This window comes from Novosphingobium malaysiense (assembly GCF_000802225.1).
Lineage (GTDB): Bacteria > Pseudomonadota > Alphaproteobacteria > Sphingomonadales > Sphingomonadaceae > Novosphingobium > Novosphingobium malaysiense.
Genome location: NZ_JTDI01000001.1, coordinates 264,135 through 284,708, shown reverse-complemented (window position 1 = coordinate 284,708; position 20,574 = coordinate 264,135). Strand labels below are relative to the sequence as shown.

Genomic DNA, 20,574 nt, shown 5'->3' with positions numbered 1-20,574 from the left:
GCGGCGGCGCTAGCCTCTCGAATGAGAGGGGGAGAGCCGATGAAAGACGCCCGGATTCCGGTTTCGCGTGTGATTCACACGATCCATGCCACAACCGATATCTACAAGTGCCGCTTGCTCTATCAGGATGCGCTGGGCGGGCTGGTCTTTGCCGAGAACTACTTTCCGGCCGAAGATCGCGATGCAGCCTTGCTCTATGTGAACGATCACATGGTCGAACCGATGGCGCCGCGCAGCCCCGACGATCTTTCCAAACCCTTCGCGCGCATGACGGCCAGGATCGGGCAGGCGTTCCATTCCTTCGAGATCAAGGTGCCAGACGGCAAGGCAGCCAGCGCAGCTTTCCGCGAGGCGGGCTGTACGGTCGCCAGCGACTACGGCGTGTTCTTTTTCGTGAAGCCCGAATCCACCGGCGGCGTCCTGCTGGAAGTTTGCGAGCTGGCGATGCCCAACGATCCCTACGACCGCGGCAACTGGAACCCGATGGTGGGGGCGGGGCATGCCTGTGCAGTGACCGGCCTCGACCACATCGCCTGCGTCACGGCCGATATCGGTGCGGCGCTGCACTTCTTCACCGAAGTGATCGACGGGGAAGTGCTGGAAGACGGCCGCACCGAACTGCCGCAGGCCGGGCGCCGGGTGCTAATCCGGGTGGGCGATACCCGCGTCGCCTTCATTCAGCCCGACGAGATCAGGGCGGGGCCGCTCGGCGCATTTCTCGCGAAAGAGCAGAACGGCATCTACGCGCTGGTCTGGAAACTGGCCGACGAGGAAAAGGCCCGGACGCACTTTGCCGAGAAGCTCAAGTTGCGGCTGACCCGGGACGGCTGCATCTCGCGCGGCTTTGCCATTGACCCCGACGATTTCCTCGGCGCGCGCCATGAGTTCGTGACCGGTTGAGCCGCCGGATCAGACGACCTTGTCGTTGTCGAGCTGGCAAGGGCGGCTGCCGTCGGTCTCGATCTGGATGGTTGGATGCCCGATCCCGAAGTCGTGCTCCAGCTCGTGGGCCAGGTCTTTCAGGAAGACATCCCCCGGCTGGCCGTCGGGCATCAGCAGGTGCGCGGACAGGGCGGTCTCGGTGGTGCTCATCGGCCAGACGTGAAGATCATGGACCTGGGTGACGCCTGGCTGGCGTTGCAGCATCGCGCGCACTTCGGTGACATCGATGTGGGCCGGAACGCCCAGCATGCCCATTCGCAGTGAATCGCGCATTACCCCCCAGCTCGACCAGGCGATTACCGCCGTGATGACGAGCGAGGTGATGGGGTCGATGACCTCTATCCCGGTGAACATGATGAGAAGCCCGGCCACCACAACGCCCACCGACACCACGGCATCGGCCATAAGGTGGACGAACGCGGCGCGCAGGTTCAGGTCTGATTTCGAGTCCTTGGCGAAGAGCATGGCGGAAAGGGCATTGATCACGATCCCGATACCGGCAACGATCATCATCGTGGTGCCGGCGACCTGCGCGGGGTCGGCCAGTCTGCGAATCGTCTCCACCAGGATCGCTCCCACGGCGACCCAAAGCAGCGTGGCATTGGCGATAGCGGCCAGAATGGAGGAGCTTTTCAGTCCGTAGGTGAACCGGTCCGAGGGCGGACGGGCAGACAACACGTTGGCCCCCCAGGCGAGCACCAGCGAGAGCACGTCGGACACATTGTGCCCTGCATCGGCAAGCAGGGCCATCGAGCCGCTCATGAAGCCGGCGGTCACTTCCGCGATCACGAAGATCACGTTGAGCGTTATCGCAAGTGCGAAGGCCTTGCCCGCATTACCGCGGGCAGGTGGCGAGGGATGGCCATGATGATGCCCATGACTGTGGTGATGATGGCCTGCGCTCATGATCCGGTCTTTCGCACGGTCGCCTCGGCTCCATCAAGCGATGACGTAACATCTCATCCACCGGAGCCGGAGCAGCGATGCGCAGGCCAGCCGTTCCGGAAAACCTGATCCGTGACATTTATGCCGCACTGCAATATCGAATCTAATTCTCAAGGCATTGAAAACAAAAGAAAATCGTGCTCTGTAATATAAAGCATGACGATTTCGTCATAAAATTACGCAGTTGCGAATGGAAACGAGTCCCAAACGTCAGAAAGTTGTCATATCCGCCTGCTCTTAGCAGCCGCAGCAAACCTGCGGCGAAGCCAAAAATGTCGCGCTTTGTGTCCACCCAGTCCGAAAGAGCTCAGGGGGCTAAGATGAAATTCCAACCCGTTCTCAAGACCGCGGCCAGCACCCTGGCTGTCGGTACCGCATTCCTCGCCGTTCCCGCACTCGCACAGTCGACCGGCTCAGCCGAATTCGAAGGCGATGCCATCATCGTTACCGGTGCCCGTGAAGCAGCAGTCGGCGGTGTCGAGGTTCCCGAAACGCCCAAGGCGAAGGTCGCGATCACCAAAGAACTGATCATGCGCCAGACCCCGGGCCAGACGATCAACGACACCCTGAACCTCGTTCCCGGCGTCAGCTTCACCAACAACGACCCCTGGGGGTCGCTCGGCGGCAGCTTCACTGTCCGCGGCTTTTCCTCGGACCGCATCTCGCAGACCGTTGACGGCATTCCGCTCAACGACTCGGGCAACTATGCGCTCTACACCAACCAGATGCTCGATCCCGAGATCATCGAATCGGCGACCGTGAGCCTGGGTTCTACCGACGTCGACAGCCCGACCGCTTCCGCCGCGGGCGGTACGATCAACATCCGTTCGATTGATCCGAGCGACGACTTCGGCATCATGACCAGCCTGACCTACGGCAACATCATCTCGCGCGGTGATCCGGGCGATCGCATGATGTACCGCGGCTTCATCCTTGTGAACACGGGCGAGTTCACTGCTGCCGGCACCAAGGCCTGGTTCTCGGCGTCGAAGACCGAGAACAAGTCGACCTTCTCCAACTACGGCGGCGTCGATAAGCAGCAGTACAACGCCAAGATCTATCAGCCGATCGGCGACAACGGCGACTTCATCGCGATCGCTGGCCACTACAACCAGAACCGTAATAACTTCAACGGTTCGCCGGCACGCTTTTCCGACGGTGTCTGGAGCATCCAGGATCCCGCCGATCGCTTCTACACGCTGTACGACGGCACGCCTTGCACCACCGACACGCCTGAAGCCGGCGTTGCGGATGAACCCAACAGCTGCGGCTCGCCCTTCGAGCGCCGCTACAATCCGTCGAACACCGGGAACATCCGTGTCGCCTCGCGCTTCACGCTGATGGACAACCTGATCCTGAACGTCGAGCCTTACTATCAGTACGTAAAGGCCAACGGCGGCGGCACGTCGTCCGCATACGAGTATGCCGATCCGGCCAGCGGTCTGCTCGGTCAGATTGGCGGCGACTACTATGCCGGCATCGATCTCAACGGTGACGGCGATACGCTGGACGAGGTTCGGGTTCTTTCGCCGAGCCAGACCGTGACCAACCGCTTCGGTGTCATTGCCAACCTCGCCTACGACATCAACGACCAGAACCGTGTCCGTATCTCGTACACCTTCGATCGTGCCCGTCACCGCCAGTCTGGCCAGACCGGGTATCTGAAGATGAACGGCGAGCCGTACGACGTCTTCCCGATCAACGACCCGATTATGACGGCCGACGGCTTTGTGCTCAACAAGCGCGACCGCAAGTCGGTTGCCATGCTGAACCAGGTTTCGGGCGAGTATCGCGGTTCGTTCCTTGACGACAGCCTGATCGTGCTGCTTGGTGCCCGTGCGCCGTTCTTCCAGCGCGACCTTAACCAGTACTGCTATTCGACCGAGCCGGGCGACGGCTATGGCGACTGCGTGGCGCCGGCCAATGCGGCTGCCTACCTCGCGGCCTATCCGGACAGTGTCGCTCCCACGTCACGCACCCTCAAGTACGACAAGATCCTGCCGAGCGCCGGTCTGACCTACAAGTTTACGCCGGAAGCCAGCGTCTTCGTCAGCTATGCCAAGAACCTTTCGGTTCCGGGCACGGACGACCTGTACGGTGCGATGTACTTCCCGCTTTCCAACCCGGCTGCCAAGCCGACACCGGAAACTTCGGACTCCTTCGATGCGGGCTTTCGCTACCAGTCGGGCAATATCCAGGCCCAGGTCGCGCTCTGGTACAACACCTACAGCAACCGTCTGGCTTCGGCCTATTATGCCGAGTGCGATTGCACCGTTACTACCAACCTCGGCAAGGTCGACAAGTACGGTATCGACGGCAGCCTCTCGTGGCGTCCCGTGCCCTCGCTCCTCGTCTACGCCTTCGGTTCGTACCTGAAGTCGGAAATCAAGGATGACGTGCAGACCGGTCCGGACTCGTACGTCCCGACCGCCGGCAAGCGTGAGCGCGGCGCGCCGAAGTACACGCTGGGCGGTCGCGTCCAGTATTCGATCGGGCCGGCCGATATCGGCTTCCAGGTCAAGCGCACCGGGTCGCGTTACCTCAACGACATCAACACGGTCACGCTGCCGGGCTACACCGTGGCTGACTTCGATGTCCGCTTCTCGTTGGAAAACGCCGGGCTCGAAAAGTCCTACGTCCAGCTCAACATCACCAACCTGTTCGACGAGGTCTACATCGGTTCCGCTTCGGGTGGCCTGACCACCACGTCGAGCTACGTGAATATCGGCCCGCCGCGCGCCATCAGCGCATCGTTCATCATGGGCTTCTGATCCACCCGATCGGACCGATGAAAAGGAAGGGGAGGGACCGTGTGGTTCCTCCCCTTTTCAGTTGCGCGACGCGTGTTCGGTGCATCCCTCCGGCGGTAACGGAGACGGACCGCTTGCGCGTATGCCTGCGGCCACTAGCCTTGCGGCCAACGGATCACGAATACATACGGGGGCGAGGGGTGAACCAGCACAACAATGGTTGGGATGACGTCGAACGGACCGCCCAGGTCGTTGGTTCTCGCGAGCGGCTCCCCTTCCTCGGCGAGGACCAGTTCGACGAAAGACATTTCACGGCGATGGAGCAGTTGCGCGTGCTCTATGGCTATCCCGAAGGCATGCCACTGGCGCCTTTCTTCGCGACGCTGGCACACAGCCCCGAGTTCTTCGCCGGCTACATCGATCTCGGCGTGACGGCATCTATCCGCAGCGCCTTGCCGGCGCGGGTACGTGAATTGGCTATCCTGCGGACCGGATGGCTGCACGGGGCGCCCTATCTGTGGGGCGAGCATGTGCAATCCGTGCGCGACAGGATACTGACCGGCGAGGAGATCGAGCGGATCACGCAAGGGGCGCAGGCCGAAGGATGGGACGAACTCGACCGCGCCGTCCTGCGGGCGGCGGAGGATCTCCACGAGGATTCGATGATCTGCGACGAGACCTGGGACATCCTGGCTCGCCACCTCGATGAACGTCAATTACTCGAATTGCCGCTGCTGGTGGGCCATTACGTCATGACCGCCTATCTGCAGAATTCGCTTCGCACCCGGCTTACCGACAACAATCCCGACGGCCTAGCCACGCGCTAGGGTTCAGGCCTGCGGGCTACTCGTATACACAGGCATCATAGCCGTCGCGCTTTACCGTGCCGATGCGTGCGGCGATCGTGTTGCCGTAGCGGCGCGTGAATCCCGCGGGGCTTTTCACGCTGCGTGTCTTGGGGCTGGGCAGGGCAGCGGCCATGCGTGCGGCTTCCATCGGCGTGAGCCGGGCCGCCGACTTGCCGAAATATCGTTGTGACCCGGCCTCCACGCCGTATGTGCCGATGCCGGTTTCGGCGACGTTGAGATAGACTTCCATGATCCGCCGCTTGTCCCACAGGTTCTCGATCAGGAAGGTGAACCAGACTTCCAGCCCCTTGCGCAGATAACGGGTCCATCCCTCGCCCTGCCAGAGAAACACGTTCTTGGCGGTCTGCTGGCTGATCGTCGATCCGCCGCGAAGACGGCCGCCCGAGGCGTTGCGCTCCATGGCCTTCTCGATGGCTTCGGTATCGAAGCCGTTGTGGCTGCAGAACTTGCCGTCCTCTGCCGCAATCGCTGCGGCGACCATGTTGCGGTCGATCCGGCTCAGCGGCTCCCAGTCCTTGGTTATGCCGTTGCCGTCGGCCAGCATGGTGATCGTCACTGGCGGCGGCACGAAGCGATAGAGGACGGTCAGGCCCACGCTGATTGCGAGGAACCAGACGATGAGCTTGGCGATGAAACGCATGAACCGAAAGAACCTCGAGAGGTGATGTGGGGCGGTTTCTAGAGCCAGCAACGCCTATCTGGCAACGGGCTTGACGCCTTGGGGGCCTATTGTGCGGCCTGGATCTGCGGGTTGTCCCCAGCCTGCTGAAGCGGGGCTTCGGGCTGGTGGAACGCCACCCTGTCGCGGCCTTCGTGCTTGGCGCAATAGAGCGCTTCGTCCGCATGCCGGTAGAGCTCGCGAAAGTCGCTTGCGGGCCCTGCCTCGGCCACGCCGATACTGACGGTGACCGTGCCGCAGTCGATGACCTCGGTATGGTCGCAGGCAGCAATTTCCTGGCGAACGCTCTGCGCGAACCGGGCGAGCGAGAACGAATCCATTCCGCCGACCATCAACGCGAATTCCTCGCCGCCGAGTCGGGCGACCTTGCACATCGGCCCTTCCCAGCGGGAGATACGGCGAGCGACGGTGGCCAGCACCATGTCGCCGGTATCGTGACCGTAGGTGTCGTTGATACGCTTGAACTTGTCGATATCGAGCAGCAGCAGGGCGAGGGGGCTTGCTCCCGAGCGGGCGAGTTCGAACATCGGCGCCACAGCCTCCACGAAACCGCGGCGGTTGCGCAGTCCGGTGAGGGGATCGCGCCGGGCCAGTTCGTGCGCCTGGGCTTCGGCCCGGCGGGCGCGGTCGTGCTCGATGCGCAGTTGCGCATGGGTGCGCGATGCGGCCGCGGCCAGCCACAGCGTTTGCCAGGCAGCGGCGAACAGCACCATCAGCTGCGATCCTCCACCCCAGAAGATGGCATTGGTATCGACGAACTGGACGCTGCCGAGCGCCAGCATCGGCAGGGACCAGGCGCCGGCGAACGTGCGCGCCTCGGCGCTGCCTTTGCGCCAGGCCCACGCCAGACAGAATGCCACGCCGAACAGGACTCCCAGGATCAGGATGCCCAGCACGGCAGCCATGGTGTCGATGGGGCCCTGGCGCATGAAGGTGAGTGGAAGGCCGAACAAGCCCACTGCCGCGGCAAGGCCCAGGGTTGTCCGACGCACGGAGCGCGGCAGGATATGCGCGTCGAGGGCCGTTACCGCGCTGAACGCGGCCAGGGTCACGGCGAGGCAGGCGAGGGCAGTGCAGGCCTGCGCTGAAACGGCGCCCGCCATGCCGGGCAGCAGGAACAGGTGGAGCTGGGACCAGATGGTCCCCCATGCCAGCATGCAGATAGCCCAGGCCGCCTGCCATACGGGAAACTGGCGGCGCAGCGAGAAGGCCAGTGTCGAATTGTAGAGGGCGCCGATCAGCAGCAGTGTCAGGGCGGCAGCCACGGAAATCGAGAGGGCGGTGGCCTGCACGTTGGCCTCGTCACGATCGATCAGGCGCATTCGCAGCAGGTTTATGCTCGCAAGGCGGTCGAAGCGCATCGTAACAAACTGCAGCGGAACGTCGCGCATCGGCGCCTCGAACGCGATCTGCCCCCCGGTGCGCCAGTGTGCCGCAAAAGTGCCGCCTTTCACGGCCTGACGGACAACCCGCCCATCGCCGTAAGTGAAGGATACCTGCAAACGGTCGAATCGCGAATTGTGGACCAGCAGCACGAGGTTTCGCGGATCGACCGGAAGCTCGTCGATATCGGCTCGCAGCCAAAGGCTGCCGCGCTGATAGTTCTCGGGCATCCCCGTGCACTTTAAAGGCGGAGGCGCGGCATTCACAGCCGCCGTCTCTTGGGAAACCGCGTGGCACAGCGAATGATCAAGGATGACCTCCGCAGCCGCACGGTTCGTCCATCCCGCCCAGATCAGCAGGGCGACAACAAACGCCAATGCCTTTCGAGCCGAGTACCGTGGGCGGAAGGGGGAAGACATGATGCTTTCGCCCATGGCATGGTTATACCTAATATTTCATTACCCGGCCGGGGATTTCCCCGCTTTTTCGCAGGCTTGGCGGGTCAGGCAAAAAGAAACCGGGCCGCCCCGCCTGGGGGTGGCCCGGTTGCTTTCGATTTGCTGATTGGCGCGGCAGATCAGACCGCCGGGACCAGCTTCTTTTCGCCGGCAATCCGGTTCATCGCCTTCTGCAGCTTTTCGAAGGCGCGCACCTCGATCTGGCGGACGCGTTCGCGGCTTACCTTGTAGACCTGGCTCAATTCCTCAAGCGTCTTGGGGTCGTCGGTAAGGCGGCGCTCGGTCAGGATGTCGCGCTCACGATCATTGAGCGAATCCATGGCCTCGACAAGCATGTCGTGACGCACGGTCTTCTCTTCGGCCTCGGCGACGATTTCGTCCTGCAGCGGATTTTCATCCTGCAGGATGTCCATCCACTGACCTTCGCCTTCTTCGCGCAGCGAGACGTTGAGTGAGGCGTCGCCGCCCATCATCATCCGGCGGTTCATGTTGACGACTTCGGTCTCCGACACGCCCAGCGTGGTCGCGATCTTGGCGACGTCGTCCGGGTGCAGGTCGGTATCCTCGTAGGCGTCGAGGTTCTTCTTCATGCGGCGCAGGTTGAAGAACAGCTTCTTCTGCGCGGCGGTGGTGCCCATCTTCACCAGGCTCCACGAGCGCAGGATGAACTCTTGAATCGAGGCCTTGATCCACCACATAGCATACGTGGCGAGGCGAAAACCGCGATCGGGTTCGAACTTCTTCACGCCCTGCATCAGGCCGATGTTGCCTTCGGAAATCAGTTCCGACACGGGCAGGCCATAGCCGCGATAGCCCATCGCGATCTTCGCGACGAGGCGAAGGTGGCTGGTCACCAGATGCGCGGCGGCTTCGGGATCCTCGTGTTCCTTGTAGCGCTTGGCGAGCATGTATTCCTGCTCGGCCGAAAGCACGGGGAATTTGCGGATTTCGGACAGGTAGCGGTTGAGACTCTGCTCACCGCCCAATGTCGGTACCGCAGGGAGGTTTCGTTCCTTGGTGCTCACTATCTTCCGTCCTTTCTAGGTCGGCCAGCGGTCAAAGACCCTCAAGAGGCGTCTTAGCTTGTGGCCACCTGTTCATGATAGCACATAAATTCGATTTCAGTGTCGCAATTCATCGATCAGAGTCCGCATATCGTCGGGCAGCGGGCTGATGAAATGAACCCTTTCCTTCTTAACGGGATGGAGGAAGCCGAGTTCCGCGGCATGGAGTGCCTGGCGGAAAAACCCCAATTCCTGAAGAAGCGGGCGAATCGCAGAAGGAGTACGTCCATAGACAGGATCTCCCAATAGCACATTGCCCATTGACGACATGTGAACGCGCACCTGGTGGGTTCGCCCGGTCTCCAGGCGGCACTCGATCAGCGACGCGCCTTTCAGCGCTTCAAGGGTGCGATAATGCGTGACTGCATGCTTGCCGCGCCCATCTTCCACGATCGCCATCTTCTTGCGATTGGTGCTCGATCGCGCGATCGCACCTTTCACTGTCCCGACCGACGGGGTGGGGCGGCCAGCGACGACGGCGCGATAGGCGCGCTCGATAGAATGGTCGGCGAACTGGGCGGCTAGTCCTTCATGCGCCCGGTCGGTCTTGGCGACGACGAGCAGGCCCGACGTGTCCTTGTCGATTCGGTGCACGATGCCTGGCCGGGCCACGCCGCCGATACCCGAAAGATGCCCGCGACAGTGGTGCAGCAGGGCATTGACGAGCGTGCCGTCGGGGTTGCCCGCAGCCGGATGGACGACGAGCCCGGCGGGTTTGTCGATGACGATCAGGTCCTCGTCCTCGTAGACGACATCGAGAGGCAGGTCCTGGGCGACGGCTTCGGCGGGAGCGGCTTGGGGCACGTCGATGGCAAACGGCGTTCCGGGAACAGCTTTCAGCGAGGCCTGCGACGCCGGCTTGCCGCCGAGGGTTACGCGCCCTTCGCCCATCAGGGCCTTGATCCGCTCGCGTGAAAGACCGCTCGCTTCGGCCAGAGCCTTGTCGAGCCGTCCGCCTTGCGAACCGATCTCGCCGTGGATGATGTTTTCGTTCGCCCCCATCTTGGCTAGAATTTGGGGATGGTTGTCGAGGTGACAAGTGGCGTTATGGCCACACTGCGTTCCGAAGCGCGCCGGGCCGACCCGCAAGAGTGTTGCGGGTTGCTGCTGGGGGGCGGCGAGCCCGGGAGCGAAGTACGGATCGAGGCTGTCCTTCCCGCCGTCAACGTTTCCGACGAGCCTTGCCTTCGGTTCGAAATCGATCCCGCCACGCTTCTGGCCGCGCACAAGGCGGCGCGGGACGGTGGCCCGCAAGTTCTCGGCTACTATCACTCCCATCCCGTCGGTCATCCGGTGCCATCCGCTACCGATTGCGAACATTCCACTGGCGATTCGCGCATTTGGGCGATCATTGCGGGTGGACAGGTTGCTTTCTGGAAAGATACCGGGAAAGGTTTCCAGGCATTGACTTTTCGCATGGTCGCAGAGGACCATGCGGACCACTCCAAGGCGAAGTGAACGGAAAGCGTCCCATACATGACAACGAGCTCGCTCGAACTTGCCAGTCTTCTTTGTTCGAGGCTGTGCCACGATATGCTCAGTCCCGTCGGCGCGCTGTCGAACGGGCTGGAGCTGCTGGCCGACGAAAATGATCCGGAAATGCGCCAGCGCTGCTTCGAGCTGCTGGACCAGAGTGCGCGGATATCCACCGACAAGCTGAAGTTCTTCCGCCTCGCATTCGGCGCCGCCGGCGGGTTCGGTGAAATGGTCCCTGTGGGTGAAGCGCGCGCGCTGGTCGAAGGGCTGGTGGCGAACAATGCGCGGATCGTGCTCAACTGGGGGCTTTCCAGCGAAGCCCTGCCGAAGCCGGCGATCAAGATCCTGCTCAACTTCGCGCTGTTCGGGATCGAGGCGCTGCCGCGCGGCGGCAATCTCGATATCGCTGCGGAATACCGCGATGGCGGAAGCGAGATCGCCGTGCGCGCAGCGGGACAGCGCATAGCCTTCGACCGCGACGTCGGTCGCGCCCTTGAAGGGGCTCTGCCGGCCGGAGAACTCTCCAGCCGGACTGCGCCTGCCGCGATGATCAACGGGCTTGCCGAGCAGCAGGGCGGCAAGCTGCAATATGCCCTTGCAGAGGACGCGCTGGTGCTCGGCGCGGTCCTGCCGGGAGCCTGAGGAAACCGGAGGGAACGCACGTATGCGGAAAGGTCGGGCGAAATGAACCGCTGGCTGGTCAACCGCGTCGTCGAATCGCCCAACTGGAACGAGCGCAAGTTGCCGCTGTCGATGGTCGTGCTCCACTATACCGGGATGAAAACGGCCCACGAGGCGCTGGCGCGCATGTGTGATCCCGATGCGGAAGTCTCGGCGCACTACATGATCGACGAGGAGGGCGTGGTCACTTCGCTCGTACCGGAGGACAAGCGGGCCTGGCACGCCGGAAAGTCTTATTGGCGCGGCATCACTGACGTAAATTCGGCCAGCATCGGCATCGAACTCGCCAATCCCGGTCACGAGTGGGGCTATCGCCCGTTCCCCGAACCGCAGATGGATGCATTGCTGCCGCTGCTGGCCGACGTCATGGACCGCCACGACATCCCGCGCGCCAATGTCGTCGGCCATTCGGACATCGCGCCGGGTCGCAAGCAGGATCCGGGCGAATATTTCGACTGGCCTCGGCTCGGCGAACTGGGGCTGGCGCTCGACATTCCTTCGGCAAAAATGAATCTTTTCTACGACAATCCCGGCGCATTCTACCTGGCGCTCGAACGTTTCGGGTACGATATTTCCGACGGCCGCGCCGCCGTGCGTGCGTTCCAGCGCCGTTTCCGTCCGATGTTTATTGATGGCGAAATCGACGGCGAAATCGGCGGTATCCTGTTCGAACTTCTGCTGGAGCGCGACACCGGACGCGCAAGGTAAGCTTCCCTTGTGCGAATTTCGTGCTAGGGCTCGTGGCGCCGGGGAGCCGGGCAGCCGCGTCTTTCGTCAGGCTCACGATGAGCGAGGCGAAGGCCGAGGAAAGTCCGGGCTCCACGAAACAAGGGTGGCGGGTAACGCCCGCCGGGCGAGGGTGGTTTTCAGGCCTTCCGAAGCTCAGGGAAAGTGCCACAGAGAGTATACCGCCGATGGAGCGAACAGCTCACAGGCAAGGGTGAAAGGGTGCGGTAAGAGCGCACCGCGCTTCCGGTAACGGCGAGCGGCATGGCAAACCCCACCCGGAGCAAGACCGAATAGGGGCTGCTGGCTATCTTCGGATGGCGGGTCGGTTTCGGACCCAGGCAGCCCGGGTTGGTCGCTGGAGCGGCGCGGCAACGCGTCGCCGAGAGGAATGGCTGCCGCCGCGGCGTAAGGTCCCTTTCGAGGGAGACCACGCCAGGCACAGAACCCGGCTTACAGGCTCCCCGGCATTTCGTCAGCGATCATGGCTGGCGCAGCAATGCAGCCGGGTCACGCGACCGCCGTCACCTCGGCATGCACGTCGTGGTCGCGCGCCTGCAGGAACCAGCGCTCGGTCCCCTCGAGGCCAATCGCGGTCAGCGTCCCGTTTATGAATGCGCCAGTGTCGATACCGATGCGGTTCGTGCAGACATCGGGTTCCTGCGTGATCGTATGTCCGTGCACGACGAAGGCGCCGAAGTTGCCCTTGTGGCTGAGAAAAGGTTCGCGAATCCACCGGCAATCCTGGCCGAGCTGATGTTCGATCGGGGTGGCGGGACGGATGCCGGCGTGGACGAATAGATAGTCGCCGATGCGAACCATCTTCTTGAAGCTGTCGAGAAAGTCGAAATCGTCCTGCGGGATCGCTTCGTTCATCAGCGCCTGCAGTTCCTCGATGCTCGCCGAGGCGATGGTATCGGCATCCACGCCATAGGACTGGATCGTTTCGAATCCGCCGAACTTCAGGAAGCCGCGCAGGGATTCCGTCTTGGTGCGGCTGAGCAGCAACATTTCCTCATGGTTGCCCTGAAGGAACTCGACCTCACGTGTCTCGGCCCAGGCGCGTGCGCGCGCCACGACCGCTGCACTGTCGTGCCCCCGATCGATCAGGTCGCCCAGCAGGACGATGGTGGTATGAGCCCGCCTGCGTCCCGCATCGTCCTCCTCGATGATCCGGATGAGATCCTCGAACAGATCGATGCGCCCGTGGATGTCGCCGATCGCGTACACGCGTTCACCGGCGGGTACGGAGGGCGTGGGGATCGCGGTGGATCGACCCAGAATATGGCGTAACTTTCCAAGCATTCGTTGCACTGCGGTATATGCGGCCTCTCGAAAGGACACAAGAGCGGTCGGTGCATGTGTGCAATAGTGGCAAAAAGTCCACACATCATTTCCCGATTGTTGCAAAACTGAAATTTTTCTTGTCTCGCCGTGTGGTGCAATGCAGCATTGTTGTGCTGTCGCAAGTGCTCCCGAAACGAGGCGTGCGGCGACGGTGCAGGTGGGACGAGGCATTGAAAAGAATTGTGAGGGAATGAATATGCTTATGTCCGTCCGCGGCGCCATCGCCGCAACTCTTCTCGCGGGTACTGCGCTCGCTGCCACCCCGGCATTTGCTCAGGACGCTGAAATTCCTGCGGATATCTCGGTTTCGGCCAACGTTGCCCTGACGTCCGACTATCGTTTCCGCGGCGTTTCGCTGTCGGCCGGCGACCCGGCCATCCAGGGCGGCTTCGACGTCAGCCACTCGAGCGGTTTCTACATCGGCACCTGGGCCTCCTCGATCAGCGGCGGCGACGTGTACGGCGACCAGGAACTCGACATCTACGGCGGTTGGGCCGGCGATCTCGGCAGCAGCGGCCTGTCGCTGGACGTGGGTCTGCTCCTCTACGCTTACCCGAGCGGCCACGTTGGCAAGGCCAACTACTGGGAGCCCTATGCCAAGCTGTCCGGTTCGCTGGGCCCGGCATCGATCACCACCGGTGTCGCTTATGCCTGGGACCAGGATTCGCTGGGTAACCAGGACAACCTCTACATCTTCTCCGATGTGGAAGTGGGCGTTCCCAACACGCCGTTCACTGTCAGCGGCCACCTCGGCTATACCGACGGTGTCCTGGCTCCTGACCTTCTTGCCGGTGGTCTCGACGACACCGGTCTCGACTGGTCGGTGGGCGTGTCGATGCCCGTGTTCGGTCCGCTGTCGGCCAGCTTCTCCTACGTTGGCGTTGACGGCGCCTCGGTCGACGGCCTGACCGACGACACCGTCGTGGCGACCCTGTCGGCTTCCTTCTGATCGGCCGATAGACCCCATTTTGCGAATGTTCGCAGGAGGACCCGTCCGGAGCGATCCGGGCGGGTTTTCTCTGTCAGTCGCCGGGCGGCACTCCCCAGCCGCTACTTCAGATAGAAATTGACCGTCGTGACGACCCGGACCTTCTTGAAAGGGGTGTCGGACACGCCCCAGCCGCCCGAATCCCCGTCGCGCGCATCGATCGAGAAGTAACCCTGGGTGGCATTCTTGATCGCGCCCACCTCGGCGCCGCTGTCCTTCGCGAACTGTTCGGCCGCGGCGCGCGCGTCCTTCGTGGCTTCCGCCACCATGGTCGGCTTGATGTCGTTGAGCCTGGTGAAGGTATACGACATGCCGGAGCCTTCCTCGAGGATCACGCCGCGCCGGACCAGGTCGAACTGGCGGCGGACCGCATCCTGCGCCCGCTTGATGTCATGCGTGCGCAGGGTCATCCGCTGGCGAACCGTGAAGGTGGGCACGCCGTTGTCCTTGTACTGCGAAACGTTGACGCCCGTCGGCTGCAGCGCGTCGTCGGGAAAGCCCAGTTCGCGGAAGAACGCCTCGATCTGCTTGGTGTCGTTGTCGACACTGGACTGGGCGGAGGAGAGATCTCCGGCCGAGGCGGAATAGCTGATGGTCCATGTCGCCAGGTCGGCGGTGACGTCGCGTTCGGCAAGGCCGCGCACGGTGACGGACCGGTCGGCCCGCTGTGCACGTTTCAGCCCGTCGCCGAGGGCGAAGCCGCCGACCATGATGCCGACGGCGAGGATGATGGAACTGACGACCAGTGGTTTTGTCGTTGCGACACGCCAGGAGGGGGTGGAGGCGGAGGCATGATCTGGGCTAACATCGGACATGGCACATCTCCCTGCAGACCTGCACTTCATGCAGAAGCTTGCCTGTATTGGCGATGAACCGTTTATTTATGTCGACGAATTGAGGAAAATGCCCCGTGACGCGATACCTGCATACCATGATCCGCGTGACCGATCCGGATGCGACGATCCGCTTCTTTAAGCTGATCGGGCTCAAGGAAGTGCACCGATTCTCCAATGAGAAGGGGCGTTTCACACTGATATTCCTGGCCCCCGAAGGACAGGAGGACGCGCAGGTCGAACTGACGTACAACTGGCCGGACGAGGACGGATCGGTCGAAGAGTACACCGGCGGCCGCAATTTCGGTCACCTCGCCTATCGGGTCGACGACATCTACGAGACCTGCCAGCGGCTGATGGATGCCGGTGTGACCATCAACCGCCCGCCGCGAGACGGCCACATGGCATTCGTGCGCACACCCGATGGCATTTCCGTCGAACTGCTGCAGGATGGCACTCTCGAGCCGGCAGAGCCCTGGGCCAGCATGCCCAACGTGGGTAGCTGGTAAGATCGTCCGTAATCAGTCTGGCCGAGGCGCCGGCGGCGCCTTGACCAGACGCAGGATCGCGTATCCCAGCAGCGACGACAGCAACGAGCCCAGCAGCACGCCGAGTTTTGCTTCCTCGACCAGATGCGGGTGCTGCGGAAAGGCGAGCGCGCCGATGAACAGGCTCATCGTGAATCCGATGCCGCAAAGCACGGCGGTGCCCCAGAGCTGGGCCCAACTCGCCCCCGCAGGCCGCGGAGCGAAGCCGAGCCGGTCCGAAGCAACAATAGCGGCGAAGATGCCGATCTGCTTGCCGAAGAACAGGCCGAGCGCCACGCCCAGCGGGATCGGGTCCACCAGGCCGGACAGGCCAATGCCCCCAAGCGCCACGCCTGCATTGGCAAAGCCGAACAGTGGAACGATGATGTAGCTGTTCCAAGGCACCAGCGCATGCTCGAGACGCAGCAGCATGCTGTCGCCTTTCGGCGAATTCTTTAGCGGGATGGTGAAGGCGAAGACCACGCCGGCGATCGTCGCGTGAATGCCTGAATAGAGAATGCAATACCACAAGCCCAGACCCAGCAGCAGGTAGGCCGGCAGGAAGAAGACCTTTCGGCGGTTGAGCAGGATGAGTCCGCCCAACAGCACTAGTGCGCCGATTCCCCAAAGTAGCTTGATCTGGGCGGTGTAGAAGATGGCGATAATGGCTACCGCGCCGAGGTCGTCGACGATTGCCACGGTCAGGAGAAAGAGACGCAGCGACGCCGGAACGCGGCTGCCGAGGAGGCCCAGCACGCCCACTGCGAATGCGATGTCGGTGGCTGCGGGTATTGCCCATCCGCGGTGCATCGGTTGGCCGGTGCCGGCTACCAGCAGGTAGATCAGTGCCGGCACGCCCATGCCGGCCGCTGCAGCGAGGACGGGGAGCCTGCGCTTGGCGGCGTTGGACAACTCCCCGTCGAGGATCTCGCGCTTGATCTCGAGGCCGACGACGAAGAAGAAAATCGCCATCAGCGCATCGTTGATCCACAAGTGCAGGTTGTCGAGCTTGGCGATGGGAGTCCACGGAAGCTCTCCATGAAACAGGTGGTGGTACTCATAAGCCCACCCGGCGTTGGCAACGATCATGGCCAACGCAGCGACAATTATGAGCAGAATACCCGCCGAAGCCTCGCCGCCCATTAACTTTGTGAAATTGGTCGCCAACTTGTTGGCGAAATGTCTGGGGATGCTCATAAGTATCTTTTCAGACGATCTTTTCAAACATGCAATCGGAATAGTCCGATTCGGGTGAATAGCCGTACGAATACGGGAAAGGTGCGTGGTGGGGGCCACTTTTACGATAGAGTACGCGCTCTATGCGCTGCAATTCGTCGAACAGGAACTTCTGCTTTTTGCCGCGTTCTGGTTTCTGCTGGGGGCAGCCGACGATATTGGCGTGGATCTTTGCTGGATCTGGCTCAAGCTGACTGGCCGCGCGAATGACGGACGGATTTCCCCGGCACAGGCGATTGCCGGCCTCGAAGGCCGCGCTGCCATCCTGATCGCGGCATGGCGGGAAGCGGACGTGATCGGTCATACCGTGCGTCATGCGCTGTCTGTCTGGCGGCAAGATGACTTCACTCTCTACGTCGGTTGCTATTCCAACGATCCCGATACCATCGCGGCGGCCATGTCCGGCGCAGGCGCGGACGCGCGTGTCCGGATCGTGATCCACGAAAATGCCGGGCCGACCACCAAAGCGGACTGCCTGAACCGCCTCTACGCCGCCTTGTGCGACGACGAGCGGCGATACGGATATCGCTTCAAGAGCGTCGTCTTGCACGATTCTGAAGACATGGTCCACCCGGCGGAACTTTCCGTCATCGATAGTGCCCTCAGCAGTGTCGATTTCGTGCAGTTGCCAGTCCGGCCCGAACCGCAGCCGGCTTCGCCGTGGGTTGCCGGGCATTATTCCGACGAATTCACCGAATCGCATGCCAAGTCGCTCGTAGTGCGCGACGCACTTGGCGCCGCAATTCCGGCTGCCGGAGTGGCCTGCGGATTTTCGCGCGAGATCATCGCCGGCATTGCCCGCCAGCGCCGCGAGGAAGGCGGCCCCGGGCCCTTTGCTGCCGAATGTCTTACCGAGGACTACGAATTGGGCGTCCTGGTCTGGCGCGAAGGCGGCTCGTCGCGGTTCCTGCGCGTACGCGACGAGCATGGTGACCTGGTGGCGACGCGGGCCTATTTCCCGGCCCGGATGGAAGATGCGGTCCGCCAGAAGGCCCGCTGGATCCACGGGATCGCCTTCCAGGGCTGGGACCGCCTCGGCTGGAGCAGGGGGCTTGCCGACCTGTGGATGGCGCTGCGCGATCGGCGAGGGCCACTTACCTCGATCGTACTGGCCTGCGGCTACGCCCTGGTCGTCGTCGAAGGCCTGCTCGCCACGGCGTGGCTGCTGGGGGCAAGCGCACGTCTTGCCGTCTCTCCTGTGCTGCAGTTCATGCTCCTGCTTTGCTTTTTGAGCCTCGCTTGGCGCAGCATCATGCGGTTCTCTTTCACTGCGTACGAATACGGGTTGAGTGAAGGCCTGCTCGCGTTGTTGCGCATCCCGGTCGCCAATTTCATCGCCATCATGGCGGGACGAAGAGCATTCGTGGGCTATCTCCGGACACTGCGGGGCGGTGCGGTCAAATGGGAAAAGACCACGCACAGCGCGCACCCGGTACTGGCCGCGGCAGGTGGAGCACAGCCACGATGAGCGGATCCGATGGTATCAGGGGGCAACCCCTCGTCGCACTGCTGGCCGTGCTGGCCGGATGGATCGGCGGACGCGCGATCAACTGGGAAGCCCCGCGGTTGAGCGATGTGGCGGCGGTCGAGTCTGCTGGCTGGGTGCAGCCAGAATCGGCAGTCGGTTTCGTGATCGACGGGCGCGCCGGACCGCAATCGCTGCCGTTGCGGGTGCCGCTAGTCCATGGGGGCGGCTATCCGCCCGTGAGTGCAGCAGGCCGCATTGTTTCGGCCGTGCCGTGGCATGTCGGGACGCCCCCGTTTTCCAGGCTGGCGGACGACAGCAGGCCGCCGCCATCGACAGGGTCGATGCGCCCGCGTGGGACTTGGGGCGCGACCGGTTCCGATTTGGGCCCGACGGCGCGGATGTTCATGCCGCTGCAGGGATCGGCAGCAAGTGGCGCAGGCGAATGGCTCGATCCCGGTCAGCGTTTCTACGCACCGGAAACCGGATCGGCCTCTCCCTCGGCAGCACCACGTGCGGCCCCCCCGGTTCCCGAACGCGAGGCGCGTGGGCGCAAGCGCTGGTCACTCGACACGTGGGCCCTGCTGCGACGCGAAGGCGGGGGCAGTCTGTCTCCCGGCGTCCTTCCAGCGACATATGGAGGAAGCCAGACCGGCGCGGTGCTGCGCTACCGGGTCGACATGTCGAGTCGATACAGGCCGACTCTTTTTGCGCGGACGACCACCGCCCTGGGAACCATCCGCGAGAATTCGGCGGCCCTTGGCATGTCGGCCCGGCCGTTCCCGTCGTTGCCCCTGGTCGCTGCGGTCGAAGGTCGGATGACCGACCAGGCCGGAGTCACCCGTTTCCAGCCGGCAGCCTTCGCCTATACCCAGCTTGCACCCGTCAGGTTGCCCGGGAAGCTTCGTGGAGAAGCCTATTTCCAGGGCGGCTATGTCGGAGGGCGATTCGCGACGCCGTTTGCCGATGGGCAGTTGCGGGTCGACCGCCGCGTACTGAAACTCGGGTCGATCAGGACCTACCTGGGCGCCGGGGCCTGGGGCGGAGTGCAGAAGGGGGCGGCGCGGCTCGACCTGGGGCCCTCGGCCTTCATTGCCTTTCCAATCAACAGGCGCATGTTCGCAAGAGTTGCAATCGACTGGCGTTTTCGCGTCGCCGGCCGGGCCCGGCCGGGTTCCGGGCCAGCGCTCACTCTTTCCGCAGGTTTCTGAATAGCGGCTTTCCTATCGTCCGATGCTGCGGTAGCGAGAGCGCAGAAATGGACGTCTACCTTCCCATTGCCAATCTCTCGGTCAACGGACTGATCATCGTCGGCCTGGGAGCCATCACCGGCATCTTGTCGGGCATTTTCGGCGTGGGTGGCGGATTTCTGACGACGCCGCTGATGATCTTCTACGGTATTCCGCCGACGGTTGCGGCGGCTTCGGCTGCGAGCCAGGTTACGGGCGCCAGCGTTTCCGGGGTTTTCGCCCACTCGCGCAGGGGCGGCGTCGATTACCAGATGGGATCGGTGATGGTGGCGGGGGGCATCCTCGGCACCGGGATCGGCGCCATCCTGTTCAACCTGCTCGAACAGCTCGGCCAAATCGATACGGTCATCAATATTCTCTACGTGCTGCTGTTGGGCTCGATCGGCAGCCTCATGGCGAAGGAAAGCATCCAGGCCATTCGCGCCGAGCGTTCCGGCGTGCCGATCGCCGCCAGGAAACGGCGCCATCACCCGATGGTGGCGAGCCTGCCGATGCGCTGGCGTTTCTATCGCTCCGGGCTCTATATTTCTCCATTGGCCCCACTGCTGCTGGGAATGGGGACCGGCATCCTGACGATGCTGATGGGTATCGGCGGCGGTTTCATTCTCGTGCCGGCGATGCTCTACATCCTGGGCATGAGTGCGAATGTCGTAGTCGGCACGTCGCTGTGGCAGATCCTGTTCACGACCATGGCGACGACGATGATGCACGCGCTGACCACGCACGCCATCGACATCGTCCTCGCCTCGATGCTCCTGCTGGGATCGGTAACCGGTGCGCAGATCGGCGCGCAGTTCTCGCAAAAGGCCAATCCGGTGAAGCTGCGTCTGCTCCTGGCCACCATCGTGTTGCTGGTTGCCGCGCGCATGGCGCTGGGGCTGGGGTACCGACCAGACGAAATCTACAGCGTAGCGCCGCTGTGAGCCGGAGGCTTGCCTCGGTCCTTGCGTTGTTC

Annotated in this window: 19 protein-coding genes and 1 other RNA gene; 12 read left to right on the top strand and 8 right to left on the bottom strand. The window is 62.8% G+C overall.

Going from position 1 to position 20,574, the window contains the following annotated elements; all coding sequences use genetic code 11:
• Window positions 1-39: 39 nt before the first annotated feature.
• Window positions 40-900, top strand: a complete 861-nt coding sequence (locus LK12_RS01170) for a VOC family protein (RefSeq protein ID WP_039278332.1) — start codon at window positions 40-42, stop codon at window positions 898-900.
• A 9-nt stretch (window positions 901-909) separates the two neighbouring features.
• Here the strand turns inward: LK12_RS01170 and LK12_RS01165 are convergent, their stop codons facing one another.
• Entirely contained in the window at window positions 910-1,848 is a 939-nt protein-coding gene (locus LK12_RS01165) for a cation diffusion facilitator family transporter (RefSeq protein ID WP_039278329.1), read from the bottom strand.
• Window positions 1,849-2,207: 359 nt separating this feature from the next.
• On the opposite strand from LK12_RS01165, the gene LK12_RS01160 reads away from it, so the two are divergent.
• Together LK12_RS01160 and LK12_RS01155 are read left to right on the top strand one after the other, a co-directional pair.
• Window positions 2,208-4,658, top strand: coding sequence for a TonB-dependent receptor (locus tag LK12_RS01160; protein WP_039278328.1), 2,451 nt, complete (start codon window positions 2,208-2,210; stop codon window positions 4,656-4,658).
• 179 nt (window positions 4,659-4,837) lie between these two features.
• Entirely contained in the window at window positions 4,838-5,464 is a 627-nt protein-coding gene (locus tag LK12_RS01155; protein ID WP_052223064.1) for a carboxymuconolactone decarboxylase family protein, read from the top strand.
• 16 nt (window positions 5,465-5,480) lie between these two features.
• Here LK12_RS01155 and mtgA read toward each other — a convergent pair whose 3' ends face one another.
• The 4 genes from mtgA to LK12_RS01135 form a co-directional block, all read right to left on the bottom strand.
• The gene (gene mtgA / locus LK12_RS01150; RefSeq protein ID WP_039278325.1) at window positions 5,481-6,146 is read right to left on the bottom strand and encodes a monofunctional biosynthetic peptidoglycan transglycosylase; all 666 of its coding nucleotides are present in this window, start codon (window positions 6,144-6,146) and stop codon (window positions 5,481-5,483) included.
• 86 nt (window positions 6,147-6,232) lie between these two features.
• Window positions 6,233-7,798, bottom strand: a complete 1,566-nt coding sequence (locus tag LK12_RS01145) for a GGDEF domain-containing protein (RefSeq protein ID WP_231568172.1) — start codon at window positions 7,796-7,798, stop codon at window positions 6,233-6,235.
• A gap of 347 nt (window positions 7,799-8,145) precedes the next feature.
• A complete protein-coding gene (rpoH, locus tag LK12_RS01140) occupies window positions 8,146-9,051 on the bottom strand; it encodes an RNA polymerase sigma factor RpoH (RefSeq protein WP_039278324.1) in 906 nt (301 codons plus the stop codon).
• A 96-nt stretch (window positions 9,052-9,147) separates the two neighbouring features.
• Window positions 9,148-10,092 (bottom strand): RluA family pseudouridine synthase, encoded by a 945-nt coding sequence (locus LK12_RS01135; protein ID WP_039278321.1) that lies wholly within the window; start codon window positions 10,090-10,092, stop codon window positions 9,148-9,150.
• A 30-nt stretch (window positions 10,093-10,122) separates the two neighbouring features.
• On the opposite strand from LK12_RS01135, the gene LK12_RS01130 reads away from it, so the two are divergent.
• From LK12_RS01130 to rnpB, 4 genes are all read left to right on the top strand, one after another.
• A complete protein-coding gene (locus tag LK12_RS01130) occupies window positions 10,123-10,548 on the top strand; it encodes a M67 family metallopeptidase (RefSeq protein ID WP_331454113.1) in 426 nt (141 codons plus the stop codon).
• 18 nt (window positions 10,549-10,566) lie between these two features.
• Window positions 10,567-11,208 carry a histidine phosphotransferase family protein gene (locus tag LK12_RS01125; RefSeq protein WP_039278319.1) on the top strand — a complete coding sequence of 214 codons (642 nt, stop codon included), beginning with the start codon at window positions 10,567-10,569 and terminating at the stop codon, window positions 11,206-11,208.
• Window positions 11,209-11,250: 42 nt separating this feature from the next.
• Window positions 11,251-11,955, top strand: a complete 705-nt coding sequence (locus LK12_RS01120) for an N-acetylmuramoyl-L-alanine amidase (RefSeq protein WP_039278317.1) — start codon at window positions 11,251-11,253, stop codon at window positions 11,953-11,955.
• Window positions 11,956-11,993: 38 nt separating this feature from the next.
• An RNA gene (gene rnpB, locus LK12_RS23740) (RNase P RNA component class A) lies at window positions 11,994-12,445 on the top strand.
• Window positions 12,446-12,483: 38 nt separating this feature from the next.
• On the opposite strand, the gene LK12_RS01115 is transcribed toward rnpB, so the two are convergent.
• Complete coding sequence (locus LK12_RS01115) at window positions 12,484-13,278, bottom strand: metallophosphoesterase (protein WP_039278316.1); 795 nt, start codon at window positions 13,276-13,278, stop codon at window positions 12,484-12,486.
• A 244-nt stretch (window positions 13,279-13,522) separates the two neighbouring features.
• Between LK12_RS01115 and LK12_RS01110 the strand changes: the two genes are divergently transcribed.
• The gene (locus LK12_RS01110) at window positions 13,523-14,269 is read left to right on the top strand and encodes a TorF family putative porin (protein WP_331454112.1); all 747 of its coding nucleotides are present in this window, start codon (window positions 13,523-13,525) and stop codon (window positions 14,267-14,269) included.
• 101 nt (window positions 14,270-14,370) lie between these two features.
• Here LK12_RS01110 and LK12_RS01105 read toward each other — a convergent pair whose 3' ends face one another.
• A complete protein-coding gene (locus LK12_RS01105) occupies window positions 14,371-15,123 on the bottom strand; it encodes an SIMPL domain-containing protein (RefSeq protein ID WP_082010284.1) in 753 nt (250 codons plus the stop codon).
• A gap of 95 nt (window positions 15,124-15,218) precedes the next feature.
• Between LK12_RS01105 and LK12_RS01100 the strand changes: the two genes are divergently transcribed.
• Window positions 15,219-15,650 (top strand): VOC family protein, encoded by a 432-nt coding sequence (locus tag LK12_RS01100; RefSeq protein ID WP_039278314.1) that lies wholly within the window; start codon window positions 15,219-15,221, stop codon window positions 15,648-15,650.
• A gap of 12 nt (window positions 15,651-15,662) precedes the next feature.
• Here LK12_RS01100 and nhaA read toward each other — a convergent pair whose 3' ends face one another.
• On the bottom strand, window positions 15,663-16,865 hold the full coding sequence (gene nhaA, locus LK12_RS01095) for a Na+/H+ antiporter NhaA (protein ID WP_052223062.1): 1,203 nt from the start codon (window positions 16,863-16,865) through the stop codon (window positions 15,663-15,665).
• Between the two features lie 88 nt (window positions 16,866-16,953).
• Between nhaA and LK12_RS01090 the strand changes: the two genes are divergently transcribed.
• Genes LK12_RS01090 through LK12_RS01080 form a run of 3 tightly spaced genes read left to right on the top strand, consistent with a single transcriptional unit; the run spans window position 16,954 to window position 20,542 of the window.
• Window positions 16,954-18,372 carry a glycosyl transferase family protein gene (locus LK12_RS01090; protein ID WP_197063426.1) on the top strand — a complete coding sequence of 473 codons (1,419 nt, stop codon included), beginning with the start codon at window positions 16,954-16,956 and terminating at the stop codon, window positions 18,370-18,372.
• On the top strand, window positions 18,369-19,580 hold the full coding sequence (locus tag LK12_RS01085; protein WP_039278312.1) for a hypothetical protein: 1,212 nt from the start codon (window positions 18,369-18,371) through the stop codon (window positions 19,578-19,580). Before LK12_RS01090 ends, LK12_RS01085 begins: the two co-directional genes overlap by 4 nt.
• Window positions 19,581-19,627: 47 nt before the next feature.
• Complete coding sequence (locus LK12_RS01080; RefSeq protein ID WP_039278309.1) at window positions 19,628-20,542, top strand: sulfite exporter TauE/SafE family protein; 915 nt, start codon at window positions 19,628-19,630, stop codon at window positions 20,540-20,542.
• Window positions 20,543-20,574 lie beyond the last annotated feature (32 nt).